The organism is Microbispora sp. NPDC046973 (assembly GCF_040644495.1).
Lineage (GTDB): Bacteria > Actinomycetota > Actinomycetes > Streptosporangiales > Streptosporangiaceae > Microbispora.
This window is the reverse complement of the sequence record NZ_JBEYWQ010000013.1, coordinates 90,489-106,023: the sequence shown is the minus strand read 5'-3', so window position 1 is coordinate 106,023 and position 15,535 is coordinate 90,489. Positions and strand designations below refer to the sequence as shown.

12 protein-coding genes are annotated in these 15,535 nt (G+C 74.0%); 8 read left to right on the top strand and 4 right to left on the bottom strand.

Annotated elements, in window-relative coordinates:
- Positions 1 to 77: 77 nt before the first annotated feature.
- Positions 78 to 284 (bottom strand): hypothetical protein, encoded by a 207-nt coding sequence (locus ABZ860_RS23745; protein WP_357223794.1) that lies wholly within the window; start codon positions 282 to 284, stop codon positions 78 to 80.
- A 61-nt stretch (positions 285 to 345) separates the two neighbouring features.
- Between ABZ860_RS23745 and ABZ860_RS23740 the strand changes: the two genes are divergently transcribed.
- The 8 genes from ABZ860_RS23740 (at position 346) to ABZ860_RS23705 (ending at position 11,503) form a co-directional block, all read left to right on the top strand.
- Positions 346 to 1,464, top strand: a complete 1,119-nt coding sequence (locus ABZ860_RS23740) for a glycoside hydrolase family 11 protein (RefSeq protein ID WP_357223792.1) — start codon at positions 346 to 348, stop codon at positions 1,462 to 1,464.
- Positions 1,465 to 2,146: 682 nt separating this feature from the next.
- On the top strand, positions 2,147 to 3,139 hold the full coding sequence (locus ABZ860_RS23735; RefSeq protein ID WP_357224098.1) for an SWIM zinc finger family protein: 993 nt from the start codon (positions 2,147 to 2,149) through the stop codon (positions 3,137 to 3,139).
- Positions 3,136 to 4,521, top strand: a complete 1,386-nt coding sequence (locus tag ABZ860_RS23730) for a DUF5691 domain-containing protein (RefSeq protein WP_357223789.1) — start codon at positions 3,136 to 3,138, stop codon at positions 4,519 to 4,521. The genes ABZ860_RS23735 and ABZ860_RS23730 overlap by 4 nt, the downstream gene beginning before the upstream one ends.
- The gene (locus ABZ860_RS23725) at positions 4,518 to 5,585 is read left to right on the top strand and encodes an AAA family ATPase (protein WP_357223787.1); all 1,068 of its coding nucleotides are present in this window, start codon (positions 4,518 to 4,520) and stop codon (positions 5,583 to 5,585) included. Before ABZ860_RS23730 ends, ABZ860_RS23725 begins: the two co-directional genes overlap by 4 nt.
- The gene (locus ABZ860_RS23720) at positions 5,575 to 7,884 is read left to right on the top strand and encodes a DUF5682 family protein (protein WP_357223785.1); all 2,310 of its coding nucleotides are present in this window, start codon (positions 5,575 to 5,577) and stop codon (positions 7,882 to 7,884) included. Before ABZ860_RS23725 ends, ABZ860_RS23720 begins: the two co-directional genes overlap by 11 nt.
- Positions 7,884 to 9,017 carry a VWA domain-containing protein gene (locus tag ABZ860_RS23715; protein WP_357223782.1) on the top strand — a complete coding sequence of 378 codons (1,134 nt, stop codon included), beginning with the start codon at positions 7,884 to 7,886 and terminating at the stop codon, positions 9,015 to 9,017. Before ABZ860_RS23720 ends, ABZ860_RS23715 begins: the two co-directional genes overlap by 1 nt.
- A gap of 29 nt (positions 9,018 to 9,046) precedes the next feature.
- On the top strand, positions 9,047 to 10,399 hold the full coding sequence (locus ABZ860_RS23710) for an MFS transporter (RefSeq protein WP_357223779.1): 1,353 nt from the start codon (positions 9,047 to 9,049) through the stop codon (positions 10,397 to 10,399).
- A 108-nt stretch (positions 10,400 to 10,507) separates the two neighbouring features.
- Positions 10,508 to 11,503 carry an enolase C-terminal domain-like protein gene (locus tag ABZ860_RS23705; RefSeq protein ID WP_357223777.1) on the top strand — a complete coding sequence of 332 codons (996 nt, stop codon included), beginning with the start codon at positions 10,508 to 10,510 and terminating at the stop codon, positions 11,501 to 11,503.
- Between the two features lie 111 nt (positions 11,504 to 11,614).
- On the opposite strand, the gene ABZ860_RS23700 is transcribed toward ABZ860_RS23705, so the two are convergent.
- The 3 genes from ABZ860_RS23700 to ABZ860_RS23690 form a co-directional block, all read right to left on the bottom strand.
- Complete coding sequence (locus tag ABZ860_RS23700) at positions 11,615 to 12,127, bottom strand: hypothetical protein (RefSeq protein ID WP_357223774.1); 513 nt, start codon at positions 12,125 to 12,127, stop codon at positions 11,615 to 11,617.
- Positions 12,128 to 12,334: 207 nt separating this feature from the next.
- Positions 12,335 to 13,855, bottom strand: a complete 1,521-nt coding sequence (locus ABZ860_RS23695) for an LCP family protein (RefSeq protein WP_357223771.1) — start codon at positions 13,853 to 13,855, stop codon at positions 12,335 to 12,337.
- 99 nt (positions 13,856 to 13,954) lie between these two features.
- Complete coding sequence (locus ABZ860_RS23690; RefSeq protein WP_357223769.1) at positions 13,955 to 15,448, bottom strand: prolyl oligopeptidase family serine peptidase; 1,494 nt, start codon at positions 15,446 to 15,448, stop codon at positions 13,955 to 13,957.
- Positions 15,449 to 15,535: the final 87 nt, after the last annotated feature.

The following is a 15,535-nucleotide window of genomic DNA, read 5'->3' as shown; positions in this document are numbered from 1 at the left end:
TCCCGCTGTCCGCGCGCCCCGGCACGGCACGCCGCCGCATCCGGTCTCGAAGCGTAATCCGGGAAGCCGTGAACTTTTCAGCGTCCGCCGACCTGTCCGTCGAGCGGTTCGATCACATCCGCATAGCTGTCCACCAGGCTGAATGCCTCCTGTCGTGCAATGCCGGGTGAAAAGGACGTTTCGGCGGCGTTTCGGGTGACGTTGACGGCTCGCCCGCGTGGTCCGATACTTTCGCCGCGATGCCGATAGTTTCGGCGTCGCGGCGCCGGTGCGGTGGCCGTCACTTCGGCCGTCCCCAGCCCGCGGTGCCTGGCCCGCGTCAGCCTTCTTAAGGAGGAAGTGCGCATGATCGACGCTCCCGTTCACCGGACAGGCCGCAGACGCGGCCGCGTCAGGCTGCTCGTCGTCCGGGCCTGCGCCGTGGCGCTGGCCGCGGCCGTGGCGATGCTGCCCGGCGTCGCCCACGCCGCCGTCACCACGAACCAGACCGGCACCAACAACGGATACTTCTATTCGTTCTGGACCGACAGCCAGGGCACGGTCTCCATGGATCTGGGGTCCGGCGGCAACTACAGCACCTCCTGGCGCAACACCGGCAACTTCGTCGCCGGCAAGGGGTGGAATCCCGGCGGGCGCAGGACCGTGACCTACTCGGGCAGCTTCAACCCCTCCGGCAACGCCTACCTGTCGCTGTACGGCTGGACCAGGAACCCGCTGGTGGAGTACTACATCGTCGACAACTGGGGCACCTACCGGCCGACGGGCACGTACAAGGGCACCGTGACCACCGACGGCGGCACCTACGACATCTATGAGACGACGCGCTACAACGCGCCCTCCATCGACGGCAACAAGACCTTCAACCAGTACTGGAGCGTCCGCCAGCAGAAGAGGACCGGCGGAAGCATCACGGTCGGCAACCACTTCGACGCCTGGGCCCGCTACGGCATGAACCTCGGCAGCCACGACTACCAGATCCTCGCCACCGAGGGCTACCAGAGCAGCGGGAACTCCAACATCACCATCGGCGGCTCCACCCCCACCGGCAACCCCACCACCTCTCCGAGCAACCCGCCGTCCGGCGGCGGCGGCCAGATCAAGAACGTCGCCGCCGGCCGCTGCCTGGACGTGCCGAACGCCAGCACCACCGACGGCACGCAGGTGCAGCTGTGGGACTGCAACGGCCAGAGCAACCAGCAGTGGAGCTACACCTCCGCCCAGGAGCTGCGGGTCTACGGCAACAAGTGCCTGGACGCCGCCGGCACCGGCAACGGCGCCAAGGTCCAGATCTACTCCTGCTGGGGCGGCGACAACCAGAAGTGGCGCCTCAACTCCGACGGGACCATCGTCGGTGTGCAGTCGAACCTGTGCCTGGACGCCGTCGGGCAGGGCACGAGCAACGGCACCCAGATCCAGCTGTACTCCTGCTGGGGCGGCAACAACCAGAAGTGGACGCGGAGCTGACGCCCGGGGCCGCGATCCCCGCTCGTTGATCGTTTCCTTCTGGTGAGCAGGCTCCGGTGCGGCGGCTCCGCCGCACCGGAGCCTTCCCTGTCGGGCCACTCCGTGCCGCTCTCGGCGAAGGTCGGCGCCGATCCCGGTGAAGGGCTCGGGGAACCGCCCGCGCGGGAGCGGGGCCTTCCCTCCCGGGCCGGCTCATACCACGATGGGCCGCAGCAGTTGCCGATGAGAAAACCTCGTCGGCTCGTGAAGCACACTGATGCGGCGTGTCCGTGGTTACCTCCCCGATCACACCGGCGCTCCACGGTCCCGCGCGCTGGGCCGTCCGCGACGAGGAGGGCGACCGCCGGCTCCCCGAGGACTTCTCGCTCGGAGAGGCGGCCTGGGCCGCGTTGTGGCGTGCGTACTCGGCGATCATGTCCACCAGGACGTGGCGCAGCGAGACCGGCTGCCCGGTGGCGCGGTGGACCCCGGTCTCGTCCGGTGACACAGTTCGCGGGCCTGTGACGGAGCGCCGTGCGGGAAACCGGTGCCGCCGAGGAGCCCGCGGGCAGGGCGGGTGTTCTCCCGGCCGCATGTCGCGGCGCTCGTGCACCTGCTCCTCGGCCGGCCGATCCCCGGCGGCCTCTGCCGGCTCCACGAGTAGGGCTAAATGTCGGAGGCCGTGGCTAGTCTGCGGCGCGTGATGGAACGGCGGAGCCGGGAGCAGGCGCCGGCGGCGGCTCCCGACGGGACCACCGGTGCAGGCGCCGGGGGACACGCGGCGGCCAGGCGCACCCAGGCCGAGCAGCGGGAGAGCAGGGTGGCGGCCGGCCTGTCGGAGCTGGAGCGGTGGCTGGCCGACCAGATCGGGCAGGGGATCGCACAGGCACGCCAGACGGGGCCGGCCGACTGGGACGACCTCGCCAGGCGGCTGGTCGACGCGCAGGCGCCGGGTGTGGCGGGGACGGTCGCCCGGCTCCCGCGGGTGCTCGGCGCCGAAGACTGGCCGGGCCTTCTGCTCGGGGAGTATGCGCTGCTTCGTCTGCTCGCGGTCGCCCATCGCCGCGCCGCCGCACTGGCGGAGCCGTTGCGGCAGACCGTGCGGGCGCGGGTCGGCTTCCCCGTCACCAGGGAGTCCGTCCTGGCCACCCCGGCGGTGCGGGACCACTGGGATGTCGTCGGCTGCCGGGACGAGGAGCAGGACCGGCTGGTCGCCCGGCGCGTGTGGCTGGCCGGGCGCACGACGGGCCGCCTGGCGATGGTGCTGTCGTTCTCGCCGGTCGGGCAGCCGCTCGAGTCGTTTCCGCCGCCGGGCACGACGATCGACGCCGATCTGGCCTTCTACCCGGGGGCGTCGCCGCTGCGCGCCCTGATCGCCGAGCGGCGGGGCCACGTCGACGCGGGGCCGCCCCCGGGGACGAAGGTCTCCCAGGCGCCCGCGCTGATCGCGGAGGTGCTCGCGGCCGATCCCTGGACCGACTCCTGGCCTCTGGTGCTTGCCGGGGCCGTTCCCTGCCCGGACGGCCTCGCGGACGACGAGGGGAACGCGCTGCCGCTGCATCCGTCCGTGGGCGTCCCGTGGCGGCTGCTGGCCGTCTCCGGCGGGCGGCCGGTGACGGTCGCCGCCGAATGGACGCCGCGCGGGCTGCTCCCGCTGACGGCCTGGGACGAGGACGGTGGGGTGGTGCGGTTATGACACGGGCCGTTCCCGGCGGGTGGGAGGCCGGGCAGGTGCCGTGGGAGGAACTGGTGTCCACCGCGCTGGTGGGCGCCGACCGCCGCGCCGTCCCGCCGGAGAGCCTGCTGGAGCTGGCCGCCGAGCAGGTGGTGCGGATGCGCGCGGGGCGGCGGCCGGGCAGGGGCAGGCCGCCGGCCCCCGCGGCGGCGGAGACGCTGCCACGCGTGCCCGGCGCCGCCGCGGAACGGCTGGCCCGGATGCTCGCGGGGGAGCAGGGCAGGCTGCTGACCGAGTGGCTGGAGACGGCCGCCGCGCGGCGAGTGCGGGTCCCGGCCGAGATGATCCCCGAGCTGCTCGACCTCGGGGCGCGGGACCGCTCGATCCGCGCCTGCCTGGGGGCGGTCACCGGAGCCCGGGGGCGCTGGCTCGCCGGTCTCAACTCCGCCTGGGCCTACCTGCTGGCGGAGCCGGCGCACGTGCCGCCCGACGAGGTGTGGGAGCTCGGCACGAGCGGCGACAGGCGCGCCTTCCTGACCGCGTTGCGGCGCCGCGACCCCGCCGCCGCGCGGGAGCTGCTGGAACGCGGCTGGAGCGCGGAGACGCCGGAGGACCGGGCCGTCTTCGTGACGATCCTCGCCGACGGCCTCGGCATGGCCGACGAGCCGTTCCTGGAGGCGGTGCTCGACGACCGGCGCCGCGAGGTGCGGCAGGCCGCCGCCGACCTCCTCACCCGCCTGCCGCGGTCGCGGCTGGCCCTCCGCATGACCGCGCGGGCGCGCCGGTTCGTGACCGCGAACGGCTCCGGGCTCCGGGCGGAGCCGCCGCCCGCCTGCGACGGCGCGATGGAGCGTGACGGCGTAAGGGCGCGGCCGCCCGCCGGGATGGAGACGCGGGGCTGGTGGCTGCAGCAGGTGGTGGCGCACACGCCGCTGTCGTTCTGGCCGGGTCACCTCGGCATGCCGCCGGACCGGATCGCCGGGGCCCGGATCGGCGACTGGGAGCGGGAGGTCCGCATGGGCTGGACCAGGGCCGCCATCCTGCAGCGGGACGCGACGTGGGCGCGTGCTCTGTTCGAGGCCGAGCCGCTGACCGACCTGCTGGCCGTGCTCCCGCCGGAGGAGCGGTCCCACCGGGCGGCCGAGCTGGTGGCGGGACATCCGGTGGACGGCCAGATGGTGATGATGCTGGGCGGCGTGCCGCGGCCGTGGGGGCACCGGCTGGCGAGGGCGGTGCTCAAGAAGATCGTCGAGACCACGCGGTCGCAGCCGTGGAACGCCGGGGAGCTCATCCGGCTGGCGGGGGAGCGGTTCGACCCCGCCATGCACGAGCACGCCGGGGAGGTCCCCGAACTCGCCGCGACCCTGCGGTTCCGATTCGACATGCTCAAGGAGCTTGCATGACCAGCGTTCTGCGCCCGCACGCGGAGGACCAGTTCGCAGACGAGCTGGCGCTTCTCGCGAAGACCGACGACCGGCCACGCCCTCCGGGCTGGCGGCTGTCGCCCTGGGCGGTGACGACCTACGTGCTGGGGGACGGCGGCCAGATCACGCCGAAGTACGTCGGCCCGCGCAGGATCGTCGAGGTCGCGGTGGCGACGCTCGCCACCGACAGGGCGCTGCTGCTGCTCGGCGTGCCCGGCACGGCCAAGACCTGGCTGTCCGAGCACCTCGCCGCGGCGATCAGCGGCGACTCGACCCTGCTCGTGCAGGGCACGGCCGGCACGGCGGAGGAGGCCGTCCGCTACGGGTGGAACTACGCGCGGCTGCTGTCGGAGGGCCCTTCCCGCCGGGCGCTGACGCCGAGCCCGGTCATGCGCGCGATGGCGGAGGGACGGCTGGCCCGGGTCGAGGAGCTCACCCGCATGCCGTCCGACGTCCAGGACGCCCTGATCACCGTGCTGTCGGAGAAGACGCTGCCGATCCCGGAGCTGGGGGAGGAGGTGCAGGCGGCCAAGGGCTTCAACGTCATCGCCACCGCCAACGACCGCGACCGCGGGGTCAACGACCTGTCGAGCGCGCTGCGCAGGCGGTTCAACACCGTCGTGCTGCCGGTCCCCGCCACCACGGAGGAGGAGGTCGACATCGTGGCCCGGCGCGTGGCGCAGCTCGGCCGCTCCCTGGAGCTGCCCGAGACCGTGACCGGGCTGGAGGAGATCCGCCGCGTGGTGACGGTCTTCCGGGAGCTGCGCGCGGGCGTGACCTCCGACGGGCGGACCAAGGTCAAGTCGCCCAGCGGCACGCTCAGCACGGCGGAGGCCATCTCGGTCGTCACCAACGGGATCGTCCTCGCCGCCCACTTCGGGGACGGCGTGCTGCGCCCGGCCGACGTCGCGGGCGGCATCGCGGGGGCGGTGATCCAGGACCCGGTGTCCGACCGCGTGGTCTGGCAGGAATACCTGGAGACGGTCGTCCGCGACCGCGACGACTGGCGCGACTTCTACCGGGCCTGCCGCGATGCCGGCTGACATCGCCGCCGGCGCCTCGTCCGGGCCGGGCGCGCCGGTGCGGGAGGTGCCGGTGCCGGGGTTGTCGGTGCTGGGGGTGCGGCACCACGGGCCGGGATCGGCCAGGGCCGTGCGTGACGAGCTGAACAGGATCCGGCCCGATCTGGTGCTCGTCGAGGGCCCGCCAGAGGCCGACGGCCTGGTGGCGCTCGCCGCCGACCCCGGCATGCGCCCGCCCGTCGCGCTGCTCGCGTACGTGCCGGGGGAGCCGTCGCGGGCCGCCTTCTGGCCGTTCGCGGAGTTCTCGCCGGAGTGGCAGGCGATCGCCTACGCCGCCCGGGCGGGCGTCGAGGCGCGGTTCTGCGACCTGCCCGCCGCGCACAGCCTCGCTCTCGACGCCGATCCCGTGCGCCGCGATCCCATCGGCGAGCTCGCCCGTGCGGCGGGGTACGACGACCCGGAGCGGTGGTGGGAGGACCTGGTCGAGCACCGGGGCGAGGCCGGGACGCTCGACGTGGTCGCCGAGGCGATGCGGGCCGTGCGCGAGGGGCACGTCGCGGAGGGAGTCGAGGCCCGGCGTGAGGCGTACATGCGCAGGACGCTGCGGAAGGCGGCCCGGGAGGGCTTCGCCCGGATCGCGGTGGTCTGCGGGGCCTGGCACCTGCCCGCGCTGACCCCGCCCACGCCGGCCCCGCCCGGAGGCCGCGCCCGCGGATCCGGCCTGACCGCCGGGCCCGGCCCGAACTCGCCGGACGGGCCCGGCCGCCTGCCCTCCGCGGCGGAGGACGAGCGGCTGCTGCGCGGCCTGCCCAAGGTCAGGGTCGAGATGACGTGGGTGCCGTGGACGCACGGACGGCTCGCCGCGGGGGCGGGCTACGGCGCGGGCGTCGCCGCGCCCGGGTGGTACGAGCACCTGTTCACGGCGCCCGACCGCCCGGTGGAGCGCTGGCTCGCCCGCGCCGCCGCGATCCTGCGGGAGGAGGACCTGCCCGTCTCCTCCGCGCACGTCATCGAGGCCGTACGGCTGGCCGAGGGACTGGCGGTGCTGCGCGGCAGGCCGCTCGCCGGGCTGTCGGAGGTCACCGAGGCTGTCAGGGCGGTGCTGTGCGGAGGCGACGAGCTGCCGGTCGAGCTGGTCCAGCGGCGGATGGTCGTGGGGGAGCGGCTCGGGCGGGTGCCGGACGCCACGCCCATGGTGCCGCTGCGGCGGGACCTGCGCGACGAGCAGCGCCGGCTGCGCATGAAGCCCGAGGCCATGGCCGGGGAGCACGACCTCGACCTGCGCAGGCCGCTCGACCTCGGCCGAAGCCGGCTGCTGCACCGGCTCGCCCTGCTGGATGTGCCCTGGGGGACGCCACGGCGGGCCCGGAGCAAGGGGACGTTCAAGGAGTCCTGGTCGCTGGAGTGGCGTCCGGAGCTCGACGTGGCCCTCATCGAGGCCGCCGTGTGGGGGATCACGGTCGAGGCGGCGGCGACGGCCCGCGTCCGCGACCTCGCGGGCGGCGCCGGCCTGTCCGAGCTGGCCGCGCTGGTCGAGCGCTGCCTGCTCGCCCACCTGCCGGGCGCGCTGCCGTACGTCCTGGGACGGATCGAGGACCGGGCGGCGCTCGACGGCGAGGTGCGCCACCTCATGGGGGCGCTGCCCGCGCTCGTGCGGGCCGGCCGATACGGGGACGTGCGCGGCACCGAGGGCCTCGCGGGCGTCACCGAGTCGATGCTCGCACGGATCTGCGCCGGGCTGTCCCCCGCCCTGACGGGCCTGGACGAGGACGCGGCCCGAGAGATGGCGGCGCTGATGGACGGCGTCCACACCGCGGCCGGGTTGATGGGGAGCGGCCGGTGGCTCGCGACGCTGGCCGGGATCGCCCGGCGCGACGACCTGCCGGGGCTGCTCGACGGCCGGATCGTACGGATCCTGTTCGACGCCGAGGCACTGGAGGACGACGTGGCCGCCCGCATGGCGCGGTCGATGTCGCCCGGCAACCCGCCGGCCCGGTCGGCGGCCTGGATGGAGGGCTTCCTGTCCGATGGCGGCCTGCTGCTCGTCCACGACCCGCGCCTGCTCGCCACCGTGGACTCCTGGCTCACCGGCCTGTCGCCCGAGGCGTTCGTGGACGCGCTGCCGTTGCTGCGGCGCACGTTCGGGGCGTTCCCGGCGCCGGAGCGGCGGATGATCGGCCGGCGGGTCCGCTCCGGCGCCGCGCCGCGTCCCGGTTCGCCGGGCGGCGACGAGGGGGCGGACTACGACGACGGGCTGGCGGCGGGGGCCGTGCGGACCGTCCGCGACATCCTGGGACGCGAGCCGGACGGGAGGCCCTGATGGACGGTGAGGACGAGCGGCTGCGCCGCTGGCGGCTGGTGCTGGGCGGCGCGGCGGAGGGGACGCTGGAAGGAGCGGACGCCCGGATGGACGCCGCGCTCACGGCCCTCTACGACGGGCAGGAACGGCGCGGCGCCGGACTCGGCGCGTCCGCCCCGCGGGTGGCCCGATGGCTGGGGGACATCAGGGAGTACTTCCCAGCCGGCGTCGTGCAGGTCATGCAGAAGGACGCCATCGAGCGGCTCGACCTGACCCGGCTGCTGCTGGAGCCCGAGATGCTGGAGGCCGTCGAGCCCGACGTGCACCTGGTGGGCACGCTGCTGTCGCTGGGCCGGCTGATACCGGAGCGGGCCCGCGAGTCGGCCAGGGCCGTCGTCCGCACGGTCGTGCGGGAGCTGGAGGCGCGGCTGACGCGGCGCACCCTGACGGCCGTCAGCGGCGCGCTCGACCGCTCGGCCAGGACCCACCGGCCGAGGAGGGCGGCCGAGGTCGACTGGGACCGTACGATCCGGGCGAACCTGCGCAACTACCTCCCGGAGCGGAAGACCGTCGTGCCGTCCCGGCTGGTCGGGTACGCCCGCGGGCAGCGGGCCGTCCAGCGGGAGGTCGTGCTGGCCGTCGACCAGAGCGGCTCGATGGCCGCCTCGGTGGTGTACGCGGGCGTCTTCGCCGCGGTGCTGGCCTCGATGCGTTCGCTCAGGACCTCGTTCGTGGCCTTCGACACGGCCGTGGCCGATCTGACCGACCGGCTGCACGACCCCGTCGAGGTGCTGTTCGGCACCCAGCTCGGCGGCGGCACCGACATCAACCGGGCGGTGGCCTACTGCCAGAACCTCGTCACCCGGCCGGCTGACACGATCTTCCTGCTGATCAGCGACCTGTACGAGGGCGGGCCGCGGGAGGAGATGCTGCGCAGGATCGCCGCCATGACCGCCGCCGGGGTCCAGGTGATCGTGCTGCTCGCGCTGTCGGACGAGGGGGCGCCGCAGTACGACCACGACAACGCGGCGGCGCTGGCCGCGCTGGGCGTGCCGGCCTTCGCCTGCACGCCGGACGCCTTCCCCGGCCTCATGGCGGCCGCCATCGAGCGCCGGTCCTACGACCAAGGTCGCATTTCCGCGCCAGGACGGTGATTTGTAATGTCCGTATCATGTCTTCGGTAATGACCGCCCCAGCCGTCTTCAGCCAGCGCTACCGCTCCCTGAGCGTCGGGATCGTGGCCCTGGTGATGCTCGTGGCGTTCGAGTATCTCGCGGTGGCCACCGCGATGCCCCTGATCGGCCGTGAGCTGAACGGCTACCACCTGTACGGCCTCGCGTTCAGCGGCGGCATGGCGGCCAACGTCATCGCCACGGTGGTCGGCGGGCGGTGGAGCGACGCACGAGGGCCGTTCCCCGCCCTGTGGACGGGAGTGGCGGGATTCGTCGCCGGGCTGGCCGTGTCCGGGTTCGCGCCCGCCATGGAGGTCTTCCTCGTCGGGCGCTTCCTCCAGGGGCTCGGCGGCGGCCTGTTCAACGTGGCGCTGTACGTCCTCGTCGCCCAGGCGTACCCCTCCGCCATGCACCCGAGGGTGTTCTCCACGCTGGCCGCGGCGTGGGTGCTGCCGTCCGTGGTCGGCCCGGCCGTCACCGGCTTCGTGGCGGAGACCTGGAGCTGGCGCTTGATCTTCCTGGGCGTGGCGGTGCTGTCGGTCCCCGCCGCGCTGATCATGTGGCGGGGGCTGCCCGCCACGGACGGGCAGCCGAGGGAGCCGATGGGCCGGGCCTTCCTGCCCCGGTTCGCCTGGGGCGTGTGCGCCGCGATCGGCGCGGCCCTGCTGCAGTACGGCAGCGGCGCGGCGGGCGCGGGGGTCGTCCTTGCGGCCGCCGGGCTGGCGGTCCTCGCGCTGGCGCTGCCGAAACTGCTGCCCAAGGGGACGCTGCGCGCGGCCCGCGGGCTGCCCACCGTGATCGCGCTGCGCGGCCTGGCCGCCGGGTCGTTCTTCGCCGCCGAGGTGTTCGTCCCGCTGATGCTGGTGCAGGAGCGGCACCTCAACACGGCCGAGGCCGGGCTCGCGCTCACCGGAGGGGCCCTCGCCTGGTCGCTCGGCTCGTGGATCCAGGGCCGCAGGCCCCACGCGCGGGCGCTGACCATCCGCCTCGGGGCGACGCTGATCGCCGCCGGCATCTGCGTCACCGCTCTGATCGTCATCCCCGCCACGCCTGCCGTCGTGGTCTTCGCGGGCTGGGTGGTGGCGGGCCTGGGCATCGGGATGGTGTTCCCGACGCTGTCGGTGCTGGTGCTGGAGCTGTCCGCGCCGGGGGAGGAGGGCCGCAACAGCGCGTCGCTGAGCATCGGCGAGTCGGTCTTCTCCGTCGTCGCCGTCGCGATCACGGGGGCCCTGTTCGCCGCGTACGGAGGCCGGCCCTGGGTCTACGTGACGTGCCTGGGCCTGCTCGTCGTCATGGCGGGCACGGCCACTCTCGTCGGCGGCCGTTTCGAGCACCGCCGCGAAGCGGGCACCATGGAGGTCTAGGGAATCCCGGAAATCCCGCCGCAGAGCAGGCCGGCCGGACGTAGCGCACCCGAGGCGCCGCCGGGACGGCCTTCGGCGGGATCCGGGGGAAGAAGCGAGGGGATCCGAGTGCCGCGTGTCCGGGAGCTGGAGGTCTTCAGGATGACGCTGCCGTACGGCAGGCGTCCGGAGACCGTCCTGGTGAAGATCACGGACTACGGCGGCATGGTCGGCTGGGGCGAGGCCGTCGATCCCGCCGAGGCCGGCCCGCTGGAGCGGGCCCTGCCCGCGCTCGTCGGAATCGACTGGGAGCACCCGTCGGAGCTGGGGGAGATCCCCGGCGGCGCGGCCGGCGACATGGCCTGCTGGGACCTGTGGGGCCGCATGAACGGCGTCCCGCTCGCCCACGCCCTCGGCGGCACCCGCACGTCGCTGATCGCGACCGTCAGGCTGTCGGCGGACCGCTCCCTGGAGAGCATGGTCGCCCGGGTGAACCGGCACGTCTGCGCGGGCTACGGCCACGTGACGCTGGACGTCCACCCCGGCTGGGACGTCGAGCCGCTGCGCGCCGTGCGCGCCGCCTACCCCGGCCTGGCCATCGCCGTGGACGGGCGCGGCGCCTACACGGAGATCGCGCAGCTGGAGGCGCTGGACGCCTACGGCGTGGTGGCCATCGAACGCCCCTTCAAGGACCTGCTGACCAGCGCCGACCTGCAGGACCGGGTGTCGGCCGCGGTCGCGGTCGAGGTGACCTCCGTGTCCGAGCTCGACGAGGCGGTGAGCCTCAACGCGGGCCGGGCACTGCTGCTGCGCCCCGCGAAGTTCGGCTCGCTCGGCGCCGTACGGCTCGCGCACGACCACGCGGTGGAGGCCGGGTGGGACATCGTCTGCGCCGGCGGCCTCGGCGCGGGGCTGGCCCGGGCCGCGACGGTCGCCGTCGCCAGCCTGCCCGGCTGCTCCCTGCCCAGCGACGTGGCCGAGCCGCCGCGAAGCGCCCAGGTGGTGCTCCCGCCGGTCGGCGCGTCCGGCGGGGTCGTCGCCGTGCCGCTCACCCAGCCCGGTCTCGGGCACACGGTGGACGAGGACCGGGTGCGCCGCATGGCCCGCGAGTCGTTCCGCGTCTGATCCGCGAGCCGGCCGGCGTCGGGCCCTCAGCGGAGCCCGCCGGCCCCGACTCGCAGCCGCCCACCGGCCCTCACCGAACGGGTGACCTCACAGCAACCTCCCTCTCACCGGTCACGCCGCCGGCTTCTTCATCAGCTCCACCAGGCTGGAGAAGCTGCCGGTCGCGTGTCCGGCGTCCATTCCGCGCCGGAACAGGTCGGCGACGGCGGCCGGAAGGGTCGTGTCGACGCCCGCGTCGGCGTTGGTGTGCAGAACGTGTTCGACGCTGGCGGTGCCCATGGCCAGGCGGTCCACGTCGCCGTCATGCCTGCCGGCGTCGATGCGTGCCGCGTAGAAGGCCAGGAAGCCCGGCAACGACGCCATGGTCTCGGTGGCGTGCGGCAGGATGTCGGCTGCGGTGAGGCCGTTGGCGTCGGCGAGCGCGACGGCCTGCCAGTAGCTGAGCATGGACGTCCAGAACATCACCATGCCGATCTGGTAGAACAGCGCGGCCAGTCCGGGGTCCTCACCCCGGAAGTCGGTGCGGGTCAGGACTTCGAGGGTGGGGCGGGCGGCTTCGAAAGGCGCCCGGGAGCCGCTGTAGAAGGTGGACGATCCGGGCTTGCCGATGCCCGACGGCGGCACGGTGACGCCACCGGTGATGTGGATTGCGCCGTGCTCGGCGACCCAGCGGGCCCCCGCGCGGGTCCTGTCCGGGCCGTCAGCTGGCCCGCCTGATCGGGTCGTACGAGACGGGCGCCGCGGAACGCCGCGACGAGGAGCCTGCCCGACCTGCGAGCTGAGCCGCGTGTCCGGCGGGAGGCGTGTCCCCGCCCGTACGCCGCCGGGCGCTCAGCGCCCCATCGCCGTGTGCGGCGCCCCGCAGCCGTCGTCGATGGGGCTCGGCGTCCCCGGAGGCGAGAGCACCGGAGTGGGGGAGGGCGGCGGGAAGTGCCGGTGCCGGTGCGGCCCCAGAACGGGCGCAGAGCCGGACGGCGTGGCGGAAGGGCCGGCCTGGGCGTGGACCGAGGCGCGGATCGCCTTTGCCGTCAGCAGCCGGATCCGGTCCCAGTCGGGATAGGCGGTATTGATCAGGGGCGGCACGAACTGCAGGCTGGTGATCGCGGCGTGCTTGACCTTCCAGGCCAGCGGCACCAGGTGTTCCAGCATGGGCCGGGGCACGTCGGTGCCGATTATCCTGCGCGTGGCCGCCGCGATCTCGGTGAACCGCGTCAGCACCGTGGCCGGGTCGGCCTGGGAGAGCAGGGCCCCGAGGACGCATCGCTGCCGGTGCATCCGGTCGAAGTCGTCGCTGAAGGTGCGGGAGCGGGCGTACCACAGCGCCTCGGCGCCGTTCAGCCGCCGGGTGCCCGCCCTGACGGTGCCCTCGTTGTGCAGGCCGTACACGATGTCGCGGTCCACCGTCACCACGAGCCCGCCGAGGGCGTCGATCATCTTCGCGAAGCCCCAGATGTTGACCAGGGCGTACCAGTCGATCCGCAGGCCCAGGATGTGGCCGACCGTCTCCTTGAGCACCTCGGCGCCCATGTGCCGCCGCCCGCCGAACAGCTCGGGGTGGTCGTCGGCGTACTGCCACACGGAGAACAGCAGGTCCTCACGCCAGCCGGGGTGATACTCCGGGAGCTGGAAACCGAAGGGGAACCGGGCGGCCATGGCGCTGCCCGGGGGGAAGCGGACGTGCTCCAGGTTGCGCGGCAGGCCGAGCAGCACGGTGTTGCCGGTCCGCACGTCCACGCTGGCGACGTTGATGCTGTCGGTGCGCATCCCGATCCGGTTCTCGCCCCAGTCGCCGCCGAGCAGCAGCACGTTGACCCGGTCGCGGCCCGCCCACGGGTCGTCCCTGCGTACGGCGCCGCCCGTCATGCCGGCCCCGCCCGGCGCGGCGAACAGCGAGTCGAGGGTCTGCTCGGAGACGCGGACGTACCGGGCGGCGATCGCGAACGGCACCGCGACGACGACCGCGAGCACGCCCGCGACCAGCCCGGTGAGGATCTGTTCCCTGCGGGGCAGCCGCCCGGGACGCAGGACGACGTACGAACGGACGACCAGCCAGAACCAGGCGACGGCACAGGCCGCGAACACCAGTGAGATCTGGCCCAGCCAGCCCAGCGCGCGTCCGGCCAGGCCCGCGTCCGCGCCGACGGCCACGCACGCGACGGCGACGACCACGGTCAGGTAGCCGCCGAGCAGGAGCAGCCCGGTGCGCCACCGGCCCGCTCGCAGGTGCGCCGCGCCGGGCAGCACCGCCGACAGCGCCACCCAGCCGATGAGCGCGGCGGCTTTGAACGCCGGCCCGCTGCGCCGCGGCGCCGGCGGGGCGCCGTTCCTGGGTGCCAGATCAGGGGTGACCACGCGTCAATTGAAGCGACACCGGCCGCGGAAAACCCGTGACCTGCCCGAGCCGGAGCAGTCCATACCGGCATTTGACCGAGGCTCGACCCGGGGCTCGACCTACCAGGGGAAGGCGAACAGGCCGTAGTAGGCGGCGGTCAGCAGCAGCAGCGCGGTCCCGCCGAGCACGCCGGCGAGGACGCTCTTCTGCCAGGGCGTCGGCTCCCAGCCGTCCCGCAGGCCGCCGAGCACCGCCACGAACGTCGTGACCGTCTGCACGAGCATCAGGAGGGCGAGCAGGCGTACGACCAGCCATCCGGCCTGCACGGCGGGCCAGGCGCCGGCCTGGTTGACCGAGAACAGCACGATGAGCGTGATGAACGCCAGGACGGCGACGAGCTCCCCGAGGCCGGTCCAGGCCATCCGGTGCAGCCGCCGCCGGATGGCCGGCCACAGCTGCACCCTCGCCTGCAACCGCAGGTCGCGCCCGCGCAGCCGGACGACCATCTCGGTGACCGGCGCCGCGACGTACCCGACCGCGGCGAGGCAGAGCGTGAGCCACAGGATCGTGCTGTCCCCCCACCACGGCGCGGCCGGCACGTCGGCCGCCTCGAAGCGCTGCACCGGGGTCGCCCCCGCGATCGCCACCGAGGGCCTGGCAGTACGCGGCAGGTCCTTCATCCAGTTGGCCAGCGTGGGCAGGTAGTCCGCCGCGAACGGCCCGCCGCGGATCCGCATCGCGTGGTCGGCCCCGGCGAGGAAGCGGATGGTGTAGTCGGTGTTGCCGCCCTCGGCCAGGGCGCCGGTGAGCGTCTCGGTGCTCTCCACGAAGGGGATGGACGGGTCGTCGGTGCCGTACAGCGCGAGGACGGGCTGGGTGATCCCGCGCAGGGCGGGCACCCCGTCGTACCGCAGGAAGTCGAAGCCGACCCCGCCCATCGCCCGGGTGAGCAGGTCGCGTACGCCGGTCGGGGCGTGCAGGCGCAGCAGTTGCTCGTTGAGCGCCCAGGCGACCTGGCGCAGCGGCGAGACGTTCGGAGAGGAGACCAGGACCACGAAGGCGGCCTGCGGATCGCGCGCGGCGGCGATCGGGACGACCCAGCCGCCCTCGCTGACGCCCCACAGGCCGGCTCGCGCGGGGTCGACGTCGGGCCGGCCGCGCAGCAGCCGCAGCATGCGCAGGGCGTCGTCGGCGAGCAGGCCGAAGTCGCGGCTGCGGAAGGAGTAGCCCACCGTCCGCTTGTCGTAGGCCAGCGTGACGATGCCCGCCTGGGCCAGCCACTCGGCCTGCTGGGTGAACTCCCCGCCGTCGCCCGACCCCGAGCCCTGCACGAACACCATCGCGGGGTGGCGTCCCGGGGACAGCGGCGCCCTGATCGTCGCCTTCAGCGTCTCGTTCTTCGCCGGCACCAGCAGCGTCTCCGTACGGAACCGGTCGGTGCGTGCGACCGGCCGGATTTCGGCGGCGGGCTGAGGAGGTATGTCGCGAAACTGGGGCGAAGTGGACAGGGGTGGGGGATCGAAGGCCGGTGGGGAGAGCAGGTGGCCGACGGCGGCGAGCATCACCATCAGCACACCGGCGATCACCCCGAGAGTGCCCCGGCCGACGTTCATGAGGCCGCTCCCCCATGCGTACTCGTGATACCGAACCCAGGTTAAGTCATTACTCCTCCTTTGCGGCATGCACCAGAGGGGCGGTTG

Excerpts from the sequence above, each read along its gene's own strand:
- ABZ860_RS23740 (WP_357223792.1), top strand. The coding sequence starts at position 346 with ATGATCGACGCTCCCGTTCACCGGACAGGCCGCAGACGCGGCCGCGTC.
- ABZ860_RS23735 (WP_357224098.1), top strand. The coding sequence starts at position 2,147 with ATGGAACGGCGGAGCCGGGAGCAGGCGCCGGCGGCGGCTCCCGACGGG.
- ABZ860_RS23730 (WP_357223789.1), top strand. The coding sequence starts at position 3,136 with ATGACACGGGCCGTTCCCGGCGGGTGGGAGGCCGGGCAGGTGCCGTGG.
- ABZ860_RS23725 (WP_357223787.1), top strand. The coding sequence starts at position 4,518 with ATGACCAGCGTTCTGCGCCCGCACGCGGAGGACCAGTTCGCAGACGAG.
- ABZ860_RS23720 (WP_357223785.1), top strand. The coding sequence starts at position 5,575 with ATGCCGGCTGACATCGCCGCCGGCGCCTCGTCCGGGCCGGGCGCGCCG.
- ABZ860_RS23715 (WP_357223782.1), top strand. The coding sequence starts at position 7,884 with ATGGACGGTGAGGACGAGCGGCTGCGCCGCTGGCGGCTGGTGCTGGGC.
- ABZ860_RS23710 (WP_357223779.1), top strand. The coding sequence starts at position 9,047 with ATGACCGCCCCAGCCGTCTTCAGCCAGCGCTACCGCTCCCTGAGCGTC.
- ABZ860_RS23690 (WP_357223769.1), bottom strand. The coding sequence starts at position 15,448 with ATGAACGTCGGCCGGGGCACTCTCGGGGTGATCGCCGGTGTGCTGATG.